Origin of the sequence: Pseudomonas sp. NPDC089547, from assembly GCF_050280665.1 — a bacterium.
In the GTDB taxonomy this organism is placed as follows: Bacteria; Pseudomonadota; Gammaproteobacteria; order Pseudomonadales; family Pseudomonadaceae; genus Aquipseudomonas.
This window is the reverse complement of record NZ_JBNNVS010000008.1, coordinates 41,819-60,404: the sequence shown is the minus strand read 5'-3', so window position 1 is coordinate 60,404 and position 18,586 is coordinate 41,819. Positions and strand designations below refer to the sequence as shown.

The 18,586-nt window shown below is 63.9% G+C and carries 14 protein-coding genes; 9 read left to right on the top strand and 5 right to left on the bottom strand.

Annotation, left to right across the window (positions count from 1 at the left end):
* Positions 1 to 186: 186 nt before the first annotated feature.
* Positions 187 to 804, bottom strand: a complete 618-nt coding sequence (locus ACQKPZ_RS07990; protein ID WP_427536742.1) for a TetR/AcrR family transcriptional regulator — start codon at positions 802 to 804, stop codon at positions 187 to 189.
* 109 nt (positions 805 to 913) lie between these two features.
* On the opposite strand from ACQKPZ_RS07990, the gene ACQKPZ_RS07985 reads away from it, so the two are divergent.
* The 7 genes from ACQKPZ_RS07985 to ACQKPZ_RS07955 all read left to right on the top strand — a co-directional run bounded on the left by ACQKPZ_RS07985 (position 914) and on the right by ACQKPZ_RS07955 (position 10,432).
* Positions 914 to 2,704, top strand: a complete 1,791-nt coding sequence (locus ACQKPZ_RS07985; protein ID WP_427536740.1) for an ABC transporter ATP-binding protein — start codon at positions 914 to 916, stop codon at positions 2,702 to 2,704.
* Entirely contained in the window at positions 2,698 to 4,455 is a 1,758-nt protein-coding gene (locus ACQKPZ_RS07980) for an ABC transporter ATP-binding protein (protein ID WP_427536738.1), read from the top strand. Before ACQKPZ_RS07985 ends, ACQKPZ_RS07980 begins: the two co-directional genes overlap by 7 nt.
* On the top strand, positions 4,455 to 5,396 hold the full coding sequence (locus tag ACQKPZ_RS07975; RefSeq protein ID WP_427536913.1) for an ABC transporter permease: 942 nt from the start codon (positions 4,455 to 4,457) through the stop codon (positions 5,394 to 5,396). Before ACQKPZ_RS07980 ends, ACQKPZ_RS07975 begins: the two co-directional genes overlap by 1 nt.
* Positions 5,393 to 6,334: an iron chelate uptake ABC transporter family permease subunit gene (locus ACQKPZ_RS07970; protein WP_427536736.1), complete on the top strand. Its 942-nt coding sequence runs from the start codon at positions 5,393 to 5,395 to the stop codon at positions 6,332 to 6,334. The genes ACQKPZ_RS07975 and ACQKPZ_RS07970 overlap by 4 nt, the downstream gene beginning before the upstream one ends.
* Positions 6,331 to 7,104: an ABC transporter ATP-binding protein gene (locus ACQKPZ_RS07965; protein WP_427536734.1), complete on the top strand. Its 774-nt coding sequence runs from the start codon at positions 6,331 to 6,333 to the stop codon at positions 7,102 to 7,104. Before ACQKPZ_RS07970 ends, ACQKPZ_RS07965 begins: the two co-directional genes overlap by 4 nt.
* A complete protein-coding gene (locus tag ACQKPZ_RS07960) occupies positions 7,104 to 8,093 on the top strand; it encodes a siderophore ABC transporter substrate-binding protein (protein ID WP_427536732.1) in 990 nt (329 codons plus the stop codon). The genes ACQKPZ_RS07965 and ACQKPZ_RS07960 overlap by 1 nt, the downstream gene beginning before the upstream one ends.
* A gap of 194 nt (positions 8,094 to 8,287) precedes the next feature.
* Positions 8,288 to 10,432 carry a TonB-dependent receptor gene (locus ACQKPZ_RS07955; protein ID WP_427536911.1) on the top strand — a complete coding sequence of 715 codons (2,145 nt, stop codon included), beginning with the start codon at positions 8,288 to 8,290 and terminating at the stop codon, positions 10,430 to 10,432.
* A gap of 164 nt (positions 10,433 to 10,596) precedes the next feature.
* Here the strand turns inward: ACQKPZ_RS07955 and ACQKPZ_RS07950 are convergent, their stop codons facing one another.
* From ACQKPZ_RS07950 to ACQKPZ_RS07940, 3 genes are all read right to left on the bottom strand, one after another.
* Positions 10,597 to 12,090, bottom strand: a complete 1,494-nt coding sequence (locus tag ACQKPZ_RS07950; protein WP_427536730.1) for an aldehyde dehydrogenase — start codon at positions 12,088 to 12,090, stop codon at positions 10,597 to 10,599.
* A gap of 187 nt (positions 12,091 to 12,277) precedes the next feature.
* Positions 12,278 to 13,660: an aspartate aminotransferase family protein gene (locus ACQKPZ_RS07945; protein ID WP_427536728.1), complete on the bottom strand. Its 1,383-nt coding sequence runs from the start codon at positions 13,658 to 13,660 to the stop codon at positions 12,278 to 12,280.
* A gap of 43 nt (positions 13,661 to 13,703) precedes the next feature.
* On the bottom strand, positions 13,704 to 14,546 hold the full coding sequence (locus ACQKPZ_RS07940; RefSeq protein WP_391135762.1) for a helix-turn-helix domain-containing protein: 843 nt from the start codon (positions 14,544 to 14,546) through the stop codon (positions 13,704 to 13,706).
* A 294-nt stretch (positions 14,547 to 14,840) separates the two neighbouring features.
* On the opposite strand from ACQKPZ_RS07940, the gene ACQKPZ_RS07935 reads away from it, so the two are divergent.
* Both ACQKPZ_RS07935 and ACQKPZ_RS07930 read left to right on the top strand, forming a co-directional pair.
* A complete protein-coding gene (locus tag ACQKPZ_RS07935; RefSeq protein WP_427536726.1) occupies positions 14,841 to 16,223 on the top strand; it encodes an APC family permease in 1,383 nt (460 codons plus the stop codon).
* Positions 16,224 to 16,387: 164 nt separating this feature from the next.
* Entirely contained in the window at positions 16,388 to 17,761 is a 1,374-nt protein-coding gene (locus tag ACQKPZ_RS07930) for an 8-oxoguanine deaminase (RefSeq protein WP_427536723.1), read from the top strand.
* 30 nt (positions 17,762 to 17,791) lie between these two features.
* Here ACQKPZ_RS07930 and ACQKPZ_RS07925 read toward each other — a convergent pair whose 3' ends face one another.
* Positions 17,792 to 18,523 carry an SDR family oxidoreductase gene (locus tag ACQKPZ_RS07925; RefSeq protein WP_427536721.1) on the bottom strand — a complete coding sequence of 244 codons (732 nt, stop codon included), beginning with the start codon at positions 18,521 to 18,523 and terminating at the stop codon, positions 17,792 to 17,794.
* Between the last annotated feature and the right edge of the window lie 63 nt (positions 18,524 to 18,586).

The following is an 18,586-nucleotide window of genomic DNA, read 5'->3' as shown; positions in this document are numbered from 1 at the left end:
GCCGGGACGAACGAAGAAATCCAGGTAACAATTTCAGCGCTTGTCAGGGCCTCTTCGCGGGCAAGCCCGCTCCCACAGGATTGCGCAAAGCGCAGGCCAAGCGCGAACCCTGTGGGAGCGGGCTTGCACCGCGAAGGGCCGCAAAGCGGCCCACATCTGTCAGTACCCTGCCACCCAGTAGGCTGATCACGTGCAAGCCCGTTGTTCCAACATCACCAGCACGCCAACAATCAATGCCTGCATCCCTTCATTCAACTCCACCTCCATCTCCGACTCCTCCCCTGCCCGGTCGGCATCCAGCAGCGGCTCACGCCCCGACACGGTGTACACCGTATCGGCCACCGCAAAACCATGGAACGCCACCGTGGACAGCAACCAGCGCGCCTGCTCCAGGCTCAGGCCATATGCTTGGGCGATGTGCGCCTGGTGGTCGTTGATCTTGTCGATCATCGCGTCGGTTGCCGCCAGCCTGCGGATCACATAGGGCGTCAACCCGGGGTGAGCCTTGACAAACGCCTGCACCGACGTGGCAAAGCGCATCAGGTAGGCCTGCAACCCTTCTGCACAATCACCCTGCGGCCTGGGGATCTGCCAACGCTGGAAGATCTCCTCGGCCACCAGGCACTTGAGCGCTTCAATGTTTGCCACGTGCTTGTACAACGCCATGTGACTCACCCCCAACGCAGCCGCCACGCCAACGAAGGTCAGGCCGGGCAGGCCAATGGCGATGCTGACGTCAGCAATGCGTTCACGGGTAATGGTGCGCGGGCGACCGCGTCCAGACGTACGTTCAGGTGGTTGCATCGGGTCCTCCGGGCTTCTTGAAGACAGTCTTGTAGCCGTCTTGTCGGGTTTTCGCAAATTAGTTTATAGTCATGCAACTAATTCGTTTTCAGCTTCCCAGGCCCGTTTCATGTCTGACTCATCCTCCCCCCTCGACGCCGCCCCTGTCGGCAGCAAGGTGCGTAGCCCTCTGCGCCGTGTGCTCTATCCCATTCGCGGGCGGTTGGCCCTGGCGGCATTGTTGTCCGCCGCGGGAGCGATGCTGGCCCTGGTCCCTCTGGCAGGTGTTGCGCACCTCGCACAGCTGGCCCTGAGCGAACCTGGCTCAACGGGCGCCATTGGCTGGGCGATCGCGGCCAGCGTCGCCAGCCTGTTCACAGGGATGACCTTGATAACCGCCGCCGAGCTGTTGGCGCACCAGGCCGACAACCACATCACCCATCACTTGCGCGTCGCCATTGGCCAGCGCCTGGTGCAAGTGCCGCTCGGCTGGTTCAGCGAACGAGCGTCGAGCGAGGTTAAACGTGCCATGCAGGACGACATCGGCACCTTGCATAGCCTGACCGCGCACTTTTTCACTACCTTGGGCCGCGCCGTCGGCGCCGTGGCAGTGTCGGTGGCCTACCTGTTCGCCATGGACTGGGGCCTGGCACTGGTCGTGCTGCTGCCCTTCCCCGTGTTCTTCCTGTTTCTGCACCGGGCCATCAAGGCCAGCGCAGCGCATATGGGTGACGTGGTCACGGGTATGGCACGCATCGACAATGCAGTGGTCGAGTTCATCAATGGCATGCCGCTGGTCAAAGCGTTCGGCGATCACGGCAATGCCCAGGACCGCTACCGTGCGGCGGTCGATGCCTTCGCCGACACCTTCACCGGCTTCACCCGCCCACTGGTTGCGGCGATGGCCCGGGCCAATGCCTTGATCGCGCCTGTGACAGTACTGGGCGTGGTGCTGCTGGCCGGCATGCTGTTCGTGGCCCTGGGCCGGATCGAGCCGCTTCAGATCCTGCCCTTCGCCCTGGTCACGCCGGGGCTGTGCGCGCCGTTGCAGTTGTTGCACTACATCACCCATGACCTGAACAACGCGGTGGCAGCAGCCCAGCGGGTGCAGGCTCTGCTGGCTACGCCGGTGCTGCCGGCTCCTGCCGCTGGCAGCCTGCCCAACGGCAGCGAAATACGCGTGGAACGGGTGAGCCATGCCTACGTGCCTGGCACCCCTGTGCTGAACAACGTCAGCTTCAACCTGGCCCCCGGCACCACCACCGCCATCGTCGGCCCCTCCGGCGCCGGCAAGTCGACCTTGGCGCGCCTGCTTCTGCGCTTCTTCGACCCCGATGCCGGGCGCATCACCTTGGGCGGTGTCGACCTGCGGCAGGTCGAGAGCCGCGAGCTGTACCGGCGCATCGGTTTCGTGCTGCAAGACGTGCGGCTGATCCATGCCAGCGTGGCCGAAAACATCGCCCTGGGCCAACCGGCTGCAACCCGTGAGCAGATCGAAACGGCGGCGCGCCTGGCCAACATTCATGCACGCATCCTGCAGCTGCCGCGTGGCTATGACTCGGTGATAGGCGAAGACGCGCAATTGTCAGGTGGCGAACAGCAACGCCTGAGCATCGCCCGCGCCGTGCTACTCGACCCGCCTGTGCTGGTACTGGACGAGGCCACCGCAGCCGCCGACGCCGAAAGCGAGTCGGCGATCCAGGATGCCCTGTCGCGCTTTGCCAAGGGTCGCACCCTGCTGGTCATCGCCCACCGGCTGGACACCGTGATGAACGCCGACCAGATCCTGGTGATCGACCAGGGCGCCCTCTGCGAACAAGGCCGACACGCCGGATTGCTCGCGCGCCAAGGCCTGTATGCCCGGTTGTGGGAACAGGGCCGCTATCAGAACACCGTGGAGAAGGCACTGCCAGCATGCTGAAAACCTTCGTTCGACTGCTGGGCGACAGCGCCCCGGCATGGCGTCGCTATTGGCTGATGACCGTGTTGTATGGGGTGTTCAGTGGGCTGACCATCAGTGCTCTGGCGCCGATCATGCTGCACCTGCTGAACAACGAAGTACGTGCTGCCAGTGCCTGGCTGGCCGTACTGGCAGCCGGCTTGGTGCTGTGCTGGGCCTGGCGACGCCGCGTGGAGCAGGCAGGTATCAGCCTGGCCGTGGCAGTGTTGCAAGGTGGCCGCCATTACATCGGCGCGCACGTGGCTCAGCTGCCGCTGGGCTGGTTCACCCCGCAGAACACGGCACGGCTTGGCCACGTGATCACCCAAGGCACGATGGCCGTGGCCCAGTTGCCGGCCCATGTGCTTACACCCTTGATCAGCGGCAGCGTCACGCCACTGGTGTTGCTGCTTGCGTTGTTCGCCCTGCACCCGCCGCTGGGGCTGATCGCTCTACTGGCATTGCCGGCGTTGGCAGCCGTGTTGTTGCTCAGTGCCCGCCTGGGGCGCAGCGCCGACCAGGCCTTTAACCAGCACTTCGCCGAAGCCAGCATGCGAATGGTCGAATTTGCCCAGGCGCAGTCCGTGCTGCGCGCCTTCAATGGTGCCGGGGGTGGAAAGCGCTTGCTGGAACAAAGCCTTCAGTGCCAACGCAGCAGCAGCGCGGGCCTGATCGTCCGGGCTTCGTTGTCGGCATTGCTGAACAGCTGGGCCGTGCAGATGACATTCGCCACGCTGCTGGTAGCCGCTGGCCTGTGGTTCGGCAGCCACGCCGGTGCCCAGCCGCAGGACGCTGTGGCGGTGATCTTGGCGTTGGCGCTGGTGTGCCGTTTCATCGACCCGTTGCAGGAGGTCGCCAGCCATGTCGAGATCCTGCGCGGGGCGCATGGCCAGCTCAAGGAGATCGAACGCATCCTGGCAGCCAAGCCATTGCCGGAGCCCGCCGCGGTCCTGCAGCCAGTGGATGGCGCGATCGACCTGCAAGGGGTGAGCCTGCGCTACAGCGCTGAAGGCCCGGACGTCTTGCATGACGTGAGCCTGCATATCCCGGCCGGCAGCATGACTGCGATCATCGGCGCGTCGGGCTCGGGCAAGACATCGCTGCTGCGCCTGATAACGCGGTTCTTCGACACCACCCAAGGCAGCGTGCAGATTGGCGGCGTGGACGTGCGCAACATACCCCGCGCCAGCCTCACCGACACCGTCAGCCAGGTGCTGCAGGATACCTGGCTGTTCCAGGGCAGCATTGCCGACAACATCCGCATCGGCAAACCCGACGCCAGCGACGCCGAGGTGTTGCAGGCGGCGCACATGGCCGGGCTGGCGGGCATCATCGAGCGCCTGCCTGGAGGCCTTGATACGCCCGTAGGTGAAGGGGGTGCACGGTTGTCTGGCGGCGAGCGCCAGCGTGTGACCATTGCCCGCGCATTTATCAGGCAAACGCCCGTGCTGCTGGTAGACGAAGCCACCGCAGCCCTCGATGCCGAGAACCAGGCCCTGATTGCCCAGGCCCTGCACAGCTTGCGTGGGCGCTGCACACTGGTGGTCATCGCACACCAGCTCGGCACCGTCGCCATGGCCGACCATATCGTGGTGCTGGAAGCGGGCCAGGTTGTCGAGCAAGGCTCGCCGGCAGCATTACGCGCCCTTGGCGGCCGCTATGCGCGCTTTCTCGAGCAGCGCCACGCCGCCAGTGGCTGGCGCATCGCTGTACCGCAAGCGAGCCATGAATGATGCGCGTGACCTGGCTGGCATTGTTCCTGCTGTTGTGCGTCGCCTCACTGGCGGTGGGTGCCCGTGAGCTGGCCTGGGCCCAGCTGTTTACCCTGCACGGTGATGCCTGGCTGACGCTGACCGCGAGCCGCCTGCCACGGCTGGCGGCGTTGATGCTGGTGGGTGTGGGCCTGGCGGTGTGCGGGGTGATCCTGCAGCAGATCGTGCGCAACCGTTTCGTCGAGCCGGGCACCACCGGTGGGCTGGACGCCGCACGCCTGGGCATCCTGCTGTCACTGGGCCTGGCGCCAGCAGCCGGGGCGTTGCTGCGCATGCTGTTCGCCTTCGCCGTGTGCTTTGCGGCCAGCCTGTTGTTCGTCGCCATCATCCGCCGCATCCGCGCCCGCAACGCCGTGCTGGTTCCGGTAATCGGCCTGATGTATGGCGGTGTGCTGAGTGCGCTGGCCGAGTTCTACGCCTACCGCTTCAACCTTTTGCAAAGCATGCAGGGCTGGTTGCTGGGTGATTTCTCCAAGGTGGTGCAGGGCCGCTACGAAATCCTCTACCTGATTGTGCCGATCGTGCTGGTCACCTACCTGTATGCACAACGCTTCACCGTGCTGGGGATGGGCGAAGGCATGGCCACCAGCCTCGGCCTGAACTACACCGCCAACATCACCCTGGGCCTGCTGCTGGTGGCGGTGACGGTGTCGGCCAGCGTGATCGCCGTCGGCGCCATCCCCTTCGTCGGCCTGGTGGTGCCCAACCTGGTAGCCATGCGTTTTGGCGACAACCTGCGCCGCACGCTGCCGCTGGTGGCACTGGGCGGCGCTACCTTGCTGCTGGTCTGCGACCTGCTCGGGCGGCTGCTGATCTACCCGTTCGAAGTGCCCATCGGCCTGACGGCGGGCGGCCTGGGTGGGCTGATCTTCCTTGGGCTGATTACCTGGAGGCAGCGATGAGGGGCCGTCACTGCGTGTGGTTGGCAGTGATCGTGCTGGCCCTGGTATTCGTATTCGCCAACGCCGGGCTCGATTTTGCCTACGTCATCCCCAAGCGCCTCGCACGCCTGGCCGCCATGGTCATCGGCGGCGTGTGCGTGGCCTGTTCTGCCATCGCCTTTCAGACCCTTTCCGGCAACCGCATCCTTACCCCGTCGATCATGGGCTACGAGGCGGTGTACCTGCTGCTGCAGGCGTTGCTGGTGCTGGCAATGGGGGGGCAGGGCCTGTTGGTGCTCGGCAGTAGCGGCAACTTCCTGCTCTCGGTGCTGCTGATGCTCGGCTACTCGTGGGCCCTGCACCGCTGGCTGTTTCGCGACAGCAAAAGCAACGTCCATTTCCTGCTGCTGGTCGGGTTGGTGCTGACCATGGTCATGGCCACCTTCACCCAGTTCGTCCAGCTGAAAGTCAGCCCTGGCGAATTCTCGATGCTGCTGGGCTACGCCCAGGCTTCGTTCAACCGGGCACCGCCACAATTGCTGCTGTATTCGGCTGTGCTGGTGGCGGGCTTGTGTCTACTGCTGGCGCGAGCGGTGCCGGTGCTGGATGTGCTGGCGCTAGGGCGCGACCAGGCGATATCCCTGGGCGTGGACTACGGGCGCAAGGTGCGCCTGCTGCTGGCAGTGATCGCGGCGCTGGTGGCTGTGTCGACCAGCCTGCTGGGGCCCACGGCGTTCATGGGCGTATTCGTCGCCAACATCACCTACGCCGTGGCCGGCACCTTCCGCCACCAGGTCACGCTGGCCCTTGGCAGCGCGGTGGCCATTGCCGTGTTCATTGCCGCCCAGCTGCTGGTCGAGCATGTCTTCAACTACAGGACCACCGTCGGCATCCTCGTGAACCTGGTGTGTGGCACCTACTTCCTCGCCCTGATGGTGCGAAACCGGGGAGCCGCATGATAGCTGTCCATGACCTGCACAAACGCTACGGCAGCAAGGCCGTATTGAGCGGAGTGAGCACCCGCTTCCCGCGCCAGCAGCTGACCTCGCTGATCGGCCCCAACGGCGCGGGTAAAACCACCTTGCTGATGATGCTTGCGCGCTTGCTGGAACCGAGCAGCGGCGACATCCAGCTGGACGGCAGAAGCATCAGCAGCATCGCCATCGGCGACTACGCCCGGCGCGTCGCCACCCTGCGCCAGTCGGTCGACTTCAACCTGCGCCTGACCGTCGACGAACTGGTCGCGTTCGGCCGCTTCCCGTACAGCCGCGGCGCACTTACGGGTGAAGACCGCCAGGCCATCGACCAGGCCATCGCCTTTCTGTCCCTTGAGCCACTGCGCAAGGCGTACCTCGATGAGCTCAGCGGCGGCCAACGGCAAATGGCATTCCTGGCCATGACCATTGCCCAGCAGACCGACTACCTGCTGCTCGATGAGCCACTGAACAACCTGGACATGGGCCATGCCGTGCAGATCATGCGCGCCTTGCGCCGCCTGTGTGACGAGTTCGGCCGCACGGTGATCCTGGTGGTGCACGACATCAACTTCGCCGCCGCCTACTCCGACCATATCGTCGCCATGCACAACGGCCGGGTGCATTGCAGCGGCAGCGTCGAGCAGGTGGTGACTGAACAACAGCTGCACGCGCTATACGGGCTGGAGTTCGAAATCACCCACGGCGCGCGCGGCCGCCTGTGCAACTACTTCAACCCACCCGGAGCACAATGATGAACCGCAACTACCCCGCCAGTAGCTGGCCGCTGGCGCTATTGCTTGGCGCCACCCTGGCCCTGCACGGCTGCAACGAACCCACGACGGCCACAACGGCAACCGTGAACGCCAAGCACCAGGGCGACTACCTGCCGGTTACCGTGCAGCACAAGCTGGGTACCACCGTGATCAGCCAGCTGCCACAGCGCACAGTGGCCCTGGACATGAACGAAGTGGACTTCCTCGACCAGCTGGGCGTGGCCGTGGCCGGTATGCCCAAGGACTTCGTGCCGCACTTCCTGGCGCGTTACAAGGACGCCGCGCAAACCGCAGATGTCGGCTCGATCGTGCAGCCGAACCTTGAGCGGGTACACGCTGCCCGGCCCGACCTGATCCTGATCACCTCGCTGCAGGCCAGCCACTATGGCGAACTGAGCGAAATGGCGCCGACCCTGCACTTTGATGTGGATTACCGCGACAGCGAGGCCGGGCATGTCGCTTTAGTCCAACAGCACCTGACCAGCCTTGGCGACATATTCGGCAAGCAGGACCTGGCCCGGCGCAAGGTTGACGAACTGGAAGCCAAGCTGGCCCAGGCGCGCAATGTCATCCGCGACCGCCCGGAACGGGCGCTGGTGGTGCTGCACAACAACGGCGCCTTCAGTGCCTTCGGTGTGCAGTCGCGCTACGGCTTCATCTTCAATGACCTGGGCGTGAAACCGGCCACCACCACGCTGGACACCGGCCTGCATGGCCAGCCGATCTCCAGCGAGTTCATCCAGCAGGCCAACCCCGACATCCTCTACGTGGTGGACCGCACTGCCGTGATGGAGCACCGCCCGCTGATGACCGTAGCCAAACTCGACAACCCGCTGCTACGCCAGACCAACGCCTGGAAGCATGGCCGCGTGGTGTTCGTCGACCCGCAGGCCTGGTACGTCACGGCCGCCAGCCCGACATCACTGGCCCTGATCGCAGATGACGTGATCAGGGGCTATCAGGACTGAGCCATACCTCATGCTGTCGCCTGGCAATGCGATAGCGCGTGATTCTCGTTTGCCTTACGTCTTCGCTTTTTAAAACCAAAAACACAACTGCCATCCACACTTCCTGGAGCCATCGCGTGTCCAATCGCCCCCTGTTTGCTCACCCGTCGCCCGCGCTACAGCGCACCCCTTTGTCCCAAGCAGTCCTCATCGGTATGGCCATTGGCGGCTGTGCGCTAGCGCCCATCACCGCGCGCGCCGAAACACCTGCCATTCACGAGGCGACTGAAGAAAAGCCAGCCGTGTCGGAGTTGCAAGCCACGGTGATCGATGCCCAGGCCAACGCCGCCGACCCTCTGCCCCCGGTGTACGCCGGCGGCCAGGTGGCGACGGGCGGCCGCGTGGGCCTGCTGGGCAACAAGGACTTCATGGAGACCCCGTTCAGCACCATCAGCTACACCGACACCTACATCCAGGACCTGCAAGCCCGCGACATCACTGACGTCATCGCTGCGACAGACCCGTCGGTTTTCAGCAACGGCCTGACCGGCACCTACAGTGAGAACTACTCGATCCGGGGTTTTCAGACCAGCGTCAGCGACATGACCGTCGACGGCCTGTTCGGCATGGCGCCTTTCTACCGTGCCTCGCCCGAAATGTACGAGCGTATCGAAGTACTCAAAGGCCCGTCGGCGCTGCTGAACGGTATGCCACCGGGCGGTTCGGTAGGCGGTATCGTCAACCTCATTCCCAAGCGCGCTGGTGACACTCCACTGACCCGGCTTACCGCCACCTATGCCTCCGACGCCCAGCTTGGCGGCCATATCGATGTAGGCCGGCGCTTCGGCGAGGGCAACCAGTTCGGTGTGCGCTTCAACGGCATGTACCGCGACGGTGATACCGCCATCGACGACCAAAGCCAGCGTAACGTGCTGTCTTCACTGGCCCTGGACTGGCGTGGTGAACGCGCCAGGCTGTCGCTTGACCTGTTCGATACCGATGACCATATCAACGGCCAGAACCGTGGCATGGGCCTGGCCGCTGGCGTGCCGGTCCCCAGGCCGCCCAGCAACGACACGCTGCTCAACCCCGACTGGGCCTATGTGGAAACCAAGGACAAAGGCGTCATCCTGCGTGGCGAATATGAGCTGAACGACCAGCTACTGGCCTATGGTGCGGTCGGTACCAGCAAGACCGACTATCGCTACAGTGGCGCCCTGACCGCCACCGTGAACAACAGCGCCGGCGACTTCACCACGGCGATGGGCCAGTTGCAGATGGAGATCCACAAGACCTCTGCCGAAGTCGGGCTGCGCGGGCATTTCGACACCTTCGGCATCAGCCACCAATGGTCGCTCAACGCTACCCAGTACAGCGATGAACAAAAGGACTTTGGCCGCCGCGCCGCCGGTTCGAACTGGACGACCAACATCTACAACCCGGTCTGGGGCCCGAAAGTGTCAGAGGCCTGGCCACTGATTGCCCACACCGAGAACGACCTGAAAAGCTACGGCATCGCCGACACGTTGTCGGTGCTGGATGACCGCATACAACTCACCCTCGGCGTGCGCCGCCAGGAGGTGGTCACCGACACGTACAACACCAACACCGGCGCACGCAACAAGCCAGGTTATGACACCCACGCCACCACACCCGCCGGGGCGGTCCTGTTCAAGCTGACCGATGAGCTGTCGCTCTACGCCAACTACATCGAAGGCCTGAGCAAAGGCGCTGCCGCACCGATCACTGCTGCCAACTATGGCGACGTGTTCGCGCCGTACAAATCCAAGCAGAAGGAAATCGGCCTGAAGCTCGACCTGGGCACATTCAGCCACACCTTGGCGCTGTACGAAATCAAGCGCCCGGGCAGCTACACCGACCCGGTCACCAACATCTTTTCGTTCGATGGTGAACAGCGTAACCGTGGGGTGGAATGGAGCTTCTTCGGTGCCCCTCTGCCCGACGTGCGCCTGATGGGCGGCGTGGCCTATGTCGACCCCAAGCTGACCAAGACCGAAGGCGGCGCCAACGACGGCAAGACCGCCACTGCTTACCCCAAGCTGCAAGGCAAGCTGGGGATGGAATGGGACATCCCGGGCCTGGACGGGCTGACCCTGACCGGCAACGTGACCTCACAGTCCAAGCAGTACATCAATGCCGACAACAGCCTGTCGATTCCGGGTTACACGATCTTCGACGTTGGCGCCCGCTACGTTACCCAGGTCGCCAGCAAGCCGGTGACCTTGCGCGCGAATATTGCCAACCTGGGGGACAAGGATTACTGGGGTGTGCCGTTGACCCAGACCCTGGGGCTGGGGGCGCCGCGAACCTATCAGTTGTCGGCTAGCGTGGACTTCTAAGGCAATAGCCGCCAGGGCACGGGCCCTGTAGGAGCGGCCTTGTGTCGCGATCGGGCCGCAAAGCGGCCCCAGAAATCTCTGCACCACGGTTGAATCCTGGGGCCGCCTTGCGGCCCGATCGCGACACAAGGCCGCTCCTACACTAGCTCCATTCTGGGCGAGTACTACCCGCGCAGCTGGTACCAAGTGGTCTTGAGCTGCGAATACTTGTCGAACGAGTGCAGCGACAGGTCGCGGCCAAACCCCGACTGCTTGCCCCCACCAAACGGTACCGTCACATCCAGCGCGTCAACCGTATTCACCGACACCGTACCGGCCTTCAATGCCCGCGCCACGCGGTGCACCTGGTTGAAGTCATCGCTCCACACCGAGGCCGCCAGGCCATAGATGCTGTCGTTGGCCAGGCGCACGGCTTGCTCTTCCGTGTCGAAGGCACTGACCGCCAACACCGGCCCGAACACTTCCTCCCGCGCCAGGGTCATGCGGCTATCGACATCGGCAAAAATGGTCGGCTCGATATAGTTGTCCGAACCGTCGATGGTCAGGCGCTGGCCGCCATTCACCAGCCGTGCACCCTCTTGCCCGGCGCGGGCAATGGCGGCCTCGATGCGGCCGGCTTGCTCGGCATCGACAATGGCACCGGCCCGGCTTGCCGGGTCCAGCGGGTTGCCCGGCACCCATTGGCGGGCCTTCGCTTGCAGGCGCTCGACAAATTCGTCATGGATGGAGCGCTGCACATACAACCGCGAGTTGGCCGAACACACCTCGCCCTGGTTGAAGAAAATACCGAATGCGGCCTTTTCCGCTGCCAGGTCCAGGTCCTGGCAGTTCTCGAACACCAGGTTGGGGCTTTTGCCGCCACACTCAAGCCATACCTGCTTGAGGTTGGACTGCGCCGAGTACTGCATGAAGTACTTGCCTACCTGGGTGGAGCCGGTGAACACCAGGCAGTCCACATCCGGGTGCAGGCCCAGCGCCTGCCCGGCTTGCTCGCCCAGGCCCGGCACTACGTTCAGCACGCCTTCCGGCAGGCCGGCCTCCAGCGCCAGCCGGGCCAGGCGCAGGGCCGAGAACGGTGATTGCTCGGCGGGTTTGAGTACCACGCTGTTGCCGGCGGCCAATGCGGGTGCGAGCTTCCAGGCGGCCATGTCGAGCGGGAAGTTCCAGGGCACCACAGCAGCAACCACACCGAGCGCTTCGCGGGTGATGGTGGCGAGTGCGTTGGGCGCAGTGGGCGCCACCTGATCGTAGAGCTTGTCCAGCGCCTCACCGTACCAGGCGAACACATGGGCCGAACCCGGCACATCGATGTTGTAGGCGTCCATGACCGGCTTGCCCATGTTCAGCGAGTCCAGCAGGGCCAGTTCTTCACGATGGGTCATGATCAGTTCGGCGAGGCGCAGCAGCACTTTCTTGCGCTCGCCAGGGGCCATGCGCGCCCAGGGGCCTTGTTCGAAGGCCCGGCGTGCGCTGGCCACCGCAAGGTCAACCTCGGCCTGGCCGCAGGCGGCAACCTGGGCCAGCACGGTGTTGGTGGCGGGGTTGATGGCAGCGAACGTGGCACCGCCCTGTGCGTTGACGGGTTTGCCGTCGATCAGCGCCTGGGACGGGAGGTACAGGTCCGAGGCGCGTTGTTGCCAGAATTCGAGGGTGTACATTTGTACTCCTTATGACTTTGCAGCAGTCTTTTCTGTAGAAAACCACTCGATTCCCTGTGGGAGCGGGCATGCCCGCGAACACCGGCGAAGCCGGTGCCATACACCGTGTTGGATTCTTCGCGGGCACGCCCGCTCCCACAGGGACTCTGCTAAATCAGTAAGTGATGCGCAGTTCTATAAGAGCGGTTTAGAGCTTGCCGACCAGGCGGGCCGTGCGGTCTACGGCAATGCGGGTCTTCTCCACCAACTCATCCAGCTCGCTGTGGTTGGCAATCAGGGCCGGCGCCATGATCATCCGGCCCAGGGTCGAGCGAATGATCACCCCTTCTTCAAAGCCGAAAGTGCGGCACTGCCAGGCCAGGTCGTTCTCGTTGGCATAACGCTTGCGCGTTGGCTTGTGCTCGGCAAACTGCAACGCTGCCACCAGCCCGGCGCCCTGCACCTGGCCGATCAACGGGTGGTCGGCAAACACCTCGCGCAGGATGCACTGCAGGTACGGCCCGGTGTCGTCCTTTACCTGAGCCACGATGCCCTCGTCGCGCAGCGCCTTCAGGTTGGCGATGGCCACCGCCGCCGCCACCGGGTGGCCGGAATAGGTCAGGCCGTGGGCAAATACCCCGCCCCGCTCCACCAAGGCTTCGGCAATGCGCTTGCTCAGCACCAGCCCGCCCATAGGCACGTAGCCGCTGGTCAGGCCCTTGGCGATCGACAGGGTGTCGGGCTCGAAACCAAAGTACTCATGGGCAAACCACTCACCGGTGCGGCCAAAGCCACCAATCACCTCATCAGCGCACAGCAGCACATCGTACTGGCGGCAGATGCGCTGGATTTCCGGCCAGTAGCTTTCCGGTGGGAAGATCATGCCACCGGCGCCCTGGAACGGTTCGGCGATGAAGCCGGCAACGTTCTCGGCACCCAGTTCCAGGATCTTTTCCTCCAGCTGCAAGGCGCAACGGCGGCCGAACTCGGCCGGGGTCAGCTCGCCACCCTCGGCATACCAGTAGGGTTCATCGATGTGCGCGACATCCGGGATCAACCCGCCCATTTCGTGCATGAACTTCATGCCGCCCAGCGCCGTGGCTGCCAAGGTCGAGCCGTGGTAACCGTTCCAGCGACCAATCATCACCTTCTTGTTCGGCTGGCCCATCACCTGCCAGTAGCGGCGCACGGTGCGGATCAGCACTTCGTTGGCCTCAGAGCCGGAGTTGGTGTAGATCGCGTGGCTGTAGTGCCCGGGCAGCAGGCTGAACAGCAGCTCGGACAACTCGATCACCGCCGGGTGGGTGGTGTGGAAGAACATGTTGTAGTAGGCAAGCTGGTCCATCTGCGTGGCAGCGGCAGCAGTCAGGTCGCGGCGCCCGTAGCCAAGCTGGGTGCACCACAGGCCAGACATGCCATCCAGGTAGCGCTTGCCCTCGCTGTCCCACAGGTGCAGGCGCTCACCCCCAACGATCACCCGCGGCCCTTCGGCGTTCAGGGCCTTCTGGTCGAGGAAAGCGTGGATGTGGTGCGCGGCATCGGCTGCCTGGTAGTCACGGGTCTGGCGTTGCGGGGCGAAAGGCGCGTTCATTGTTGGTTTTCCTTTGCGGTGGGGGTTGCAGGGCGGCCGGCGCTCAGCGCAGCTTGCCCATATAGCTTTCCAGCGGGTCCTTGCCCAGCACGCCCTGGGCATTGGCCAGCGCGTCGATGAACAGGGAAAACAGCTCGGACTGGGTGCCAATGTCGAGCTTGGCGTAGACGTTCTTGCGGTGCGACTTGATGGTGTCTTCCGACACCCCCAGGCGTTCGGCCAGGGACTTGGTCGAGTGGCCGCGCAGGATCAACTGGGCGATACGGCATTCACGCTCGGTCAGCAGCGAGCTGCCGAAGTTGTTCAGCGCGGCATGGATACGTTGTTCGAGGACGTTCTCGAAGCGCCCGGTGCGGCTGTCCAGCCCGGCGAAGTGCTTGCTAAGCACTGCCAGTACCCAAGGCGTGATGCGCCCGAACAGCTCGCGGGTTTGCGCATCCAGTTTGTCGGTGAACGCCAGCGACACCGCCAGGCTCTGCCCCGGCGCCACCTGGAGGATGTAGTTGAGTTCATCCTCCAGGTGCGAGTGCCGGTAGAACGACTGGTAGTACTCGCTGACCTCGAAGTGGTCGGGTGCCACTTCGAACAGGCCATAGCACCCGGACTCGACCTGCTCCACACAGGCCCCGTAGAACGGGTCGAGCAGGTAGAAGCCTGACAGGTAGCGGCTGACATTGCCCTCGGGCTGCCAGGGCGCCTTGTCGTCCTGCTCGAACAGCGCACAAGGCATGCCGTCATGCGGGTACAGGTACACCGTGGTCGCCTGGATCGGGCGGATCACGCCAAGTGCGGCAAACAGGTTGGCGGCAAAGCCCGGCCGGCCGATCGCCTCGGTGACCTTGGCCAGGTGCTCGAACCACTGTTCTGAAAGCAATTGATTAGTCACTGTGGGCCTGCCGTTTCAAGTAGTGGCACCGCCGCCTGTGCGGTGCGTGGTTGACCAGATACTCCCATGGCGTTGCCTGCACCGAAATCACCCTTTGGGGTGAGCGGCCAAGGCCCCATTGCGGCAACCCACGGCGGCTCACCCCAAAGGGTGATTCCGGGCACCTACAGGGTGTGGGAGCATCAAACCGCCCCAGCGCTGCGAGCCCTGCGCTCGACCTCCTTGCACACCCACCATCGGTAGCGAGCCTGCTCGCGTACTGCGGTGCCCTGCATCCTTTTCCAGGAGTTAGCAATGCATACAACAACAAGTACAGCCCATAACCCCGCCCTGCATGGCCCCTCGCAACCCGGCCCCGGCACCGGCCGCTTCCGCAAGTCCATGGGGATGACCGCCCTGGTGCTGTTCGGCCTGGCCTACATGGTCCCCCTGGCGGTATTCACCACCTACGGGCTGGTCACCCAGATGACCAAAGGGCACCTGCCCACCGCTTACCTGCTTACCCTCGCCGCCATGCTGCTGACCGCCTACAGCTACGGCCGCATGGTCCAGGCCCACCCTTATTCCGGCTCGGTCTACACCTACACCCGCAAGGCGTTCGGCAGCCACATCGGCTTCATTGCCGGCTGGACGCTACTGCTCGACTACATCTTCCTGCCGCTACTGAGCTACCTGCTGATCGGCATCTACATGTCGGAATACTTCCCGGCCATCCACGCCTGGGTATGGGTGGCGGGCTCCATCGCCCTGGTTACCTTCCTCAACCTGATTGGCATCGAGTCGATCACCCGGGTCAACTGGATCCTGGTTGTGATGCAACTGGTGTTCATCGTGGTGTTTGTTGCCCTGTCCGTTCTCCAGCTCACTGGCCAGGCGGAGCCGGTGTCGCTGCTGTCCCCCTTCCACCACGAGGGCTTCAGCGTGCCGCTGATCATGACCGGTGCGGCCGTGCTGTGCCTGTCGTTCCTGGGTTTTGATGCGGTTTCGACCATGGCCGAAGAAACCAGCAACCCGACCTATCGCATTCCGATGGCGATCCTGGCCGTGTCGCTGATTGGCGGCTTGCTGTTCCTGGTGGTGTCGTATTGCGCGCAGATGGTGTTCCCTGACTGGGGCAGCTTTGCCGACCCGGACTCGGCCTCTGTGGATGTGATGCGCCGGGTAGGCGGCGAGCTGCTGGTGACCGGCTTCACCGCCACCTACGTGGCGGGCTGTTTCGCCTCGGCCATGGTCTCCCAGGCCAGCGTTTCGCGCGTGCTGTTCGCCATGGGCCGTGATGGTGCGCTGCCGCGGGTGTTCGGCCAGCTGGTGACGAAAAAGCGCGTGCCGGCCACAGCCATCCTGCTGGTCAGCCTGCTGTCGCTGATCGCCCTGGTAATCACCCTGGACACCGTCGCCAACATGATCAGCTTTGGCGCCTTGTTCGCCTTCTCGGCGGTGAACCTGGCGGTGGTCAAGCACTACCTGGTCGACCAGAAGCTGAGCGGCGGCCGCAACGTCCTGATGTATGGCGCCATTCCAGGCCTGGGCTTTCTCAGCACGCTGTGGCTGTGGAGCAGCCTGACCAGCCTGTCGTTCACCATCGGCCTGTGCTGGATGGGCATGGGACTGGTGGTGCTGATGGGGCTTACCCGGGCGTTCCGGGTAAAGTTGCCGGAGTTGCAGATGGCTGAGTGACGCACCGCTTGTAAAGCCTGTGCCGGCCTCTTCGCGGGTAAACCCGCTCCCACAGGGCCGGCACAGGCTGACAGAGGCTGTATACAATCCACAAAAACCTTGCTTACAATGCCCTGCGCCTATGACATCGGTAATCGCCGGTGCGTATTGCGCAGGCTTTAGCCATGTCATCTACAAATGCTGCAAAAACGTTACTGGTCAAGAACGCCGCACTGTTGGTCACCATGGACGGCGAGCGCCGCGAGATCAAGAATGGTGGCCTGTTCATCGAAGGCAACCTGATCAAGCAGGTCGGCCCCAGCGATACCCTGCCACAGCATGCCGACGTCATCCTCGACATGGCCGGCAAAGTGGTCATCCCGGGCCTTGTCAACACCCACCACCACATGTACCAGAGCCTCACCCGCGTGGTGCCGGCCGCCCAGGACGGCGAGCTGTTCAACTGGCTGACCAACCTGTACCCGATCTGGGCACGCCTGACCCCCGAGATGATCGCGGTGTCGACCCAGACCGCCATGGCCGAACTGATCCTGTCCGGCTGCACCACCTCCAGCGACCACCTGTACATCTACCCCAACGGCTGCAAGCTCGACGACAGCATCCACGCTGCCGCCGAGATCGGCATGCGCTTCCATGCCGCGCGCGGCAGCATGAGCGTGGGCCAGAGCCAGGGCGGCCTGCCGCCTGATTCGGTGGTGGAAAAGGAGGCTGACATCCTCAAGGAATCCCAGCGCCTGATCGAGGACTACCACGATGCCAGCCACGGCTCGATGCGCCGTATCGTGGTGGCGCCGTGCTCACCGTTTTCGGTCAGCCGTGACCTGATGCGCGAAGCGGCGGTGCTGGCGCGCCAGTACGGGGTGTCGTTGCACACCCACCTGGCCGAGAACGTCAACGACATCGCCTACAGCCGCGAAAAGTTCGGCATGACCCCCGCCGAATACGCCGAAGACCTCGGCTGGGTCGGCCACGATGTGTGGCACGCACATTGTGTGCAGCTGGACCAGCACGGCATCGAGCTGTTCGCCCGTACCGGCACCGGTGTCGCCCACTGCCCGTGTTCGAACATGCGCCTGGCCTCGGGCATCGCCCCGGTGCGCAAGATGCGCGACCACGGTGTGCCCGTGGGCCTGGGGGTCGATGGCTCGGCGTCCAACGATGGCGCCAGCATGATCGGTGAAGTGCGCCAGGCCCTGCTGCTGCAGCGGGTTGGCTTCGGCCCCGACGCGATGACCGCACGCGAAGCACTGGAAATCGCCACCCTGGGCGGCGCCAAGGTGCTAAACCGCAATGACATCGGCGCCCTTGCCCCCGGCATGGTTGCCGACTTCGTCGCCTTCGACCTGGGCCACGTGGCCTATGCCGGCGGCCATCACGACCCGCTGGCGGCACTGGTGTTCTGCACCCCTACCCAAGTGCATACCAGCGTGATCAACGGCCGCGTGGTGGTGAAGGACGGCCAGCTGGCCACCGTCGACCTGCCACGCGTGCTGGAACGCCACAACCAACTGGCGCTTCAGCTAGTCAGCGGCAAATAGACTGCCACTGGGGCCGCTTTGCGGCCCCAGTCACGCCTGCTGGCGGGTAGCACACACCACGATTTCCCGAATGCACACCGATTGCGGCTGGCCATAGGCAAAGGCGATGGTCTCGGCAATGGTCTCGGCCGTGAGTACCCCGCCCATTTCCTGCTTCCAGTCGTTGTAGCCGTCCTTGATGGCGTCATCGGTGGTATGGCTGAGCAGTTCGGTGTCCACCGCGCCCGGCTCGATGGTAATCACCCGTACGTTGCTGGGTGCCAACTCTTCGCGCAGGTTTTCCGACAGGCCAGTGACTGCGAACTTGGTGCCGACGTAGGCGACATGGTTGGGAAAAGCCTTGCGCCCGGCCACGGAGCTGACGTTGATGATGGTGCCTTGCTTGCGCTGGACCATGCCGCTGGCCACCGCATGGATACCGTTGAGCAGCCCGCGTACGTTGACGTCGAGCATGCGGTCCCACTGTTGCGGATCCTGGGTGGTGATGTTGCCCAGCAGCATCACGCCCGCATTGTTGATGATCGCATCTACCGGGCCAAAACGCGCTTCGGCCTCGGCCACGGCGCCCAGCACGGCAGCGCGGTCGGTTACATCGACCGCCAGCGCCAGCGTGTCTGGCAATTGCAGTTGCTGCATCGGCGCCAAACGACGGGACAACAGCAACAGCGCGTGGCCGCGGCTGGACAGCAGTTTGGCGGTGGCCAGGCCAATGCCAGAGCTGGCACCGGTAATGACTACCAAGGGTTTATGAGAGTGGGTCATGGTCACCGTCCTGTTATCCAATTTGCCTATGGGTTAGAAATAGAGCGAGTATAGAAGCCAGAA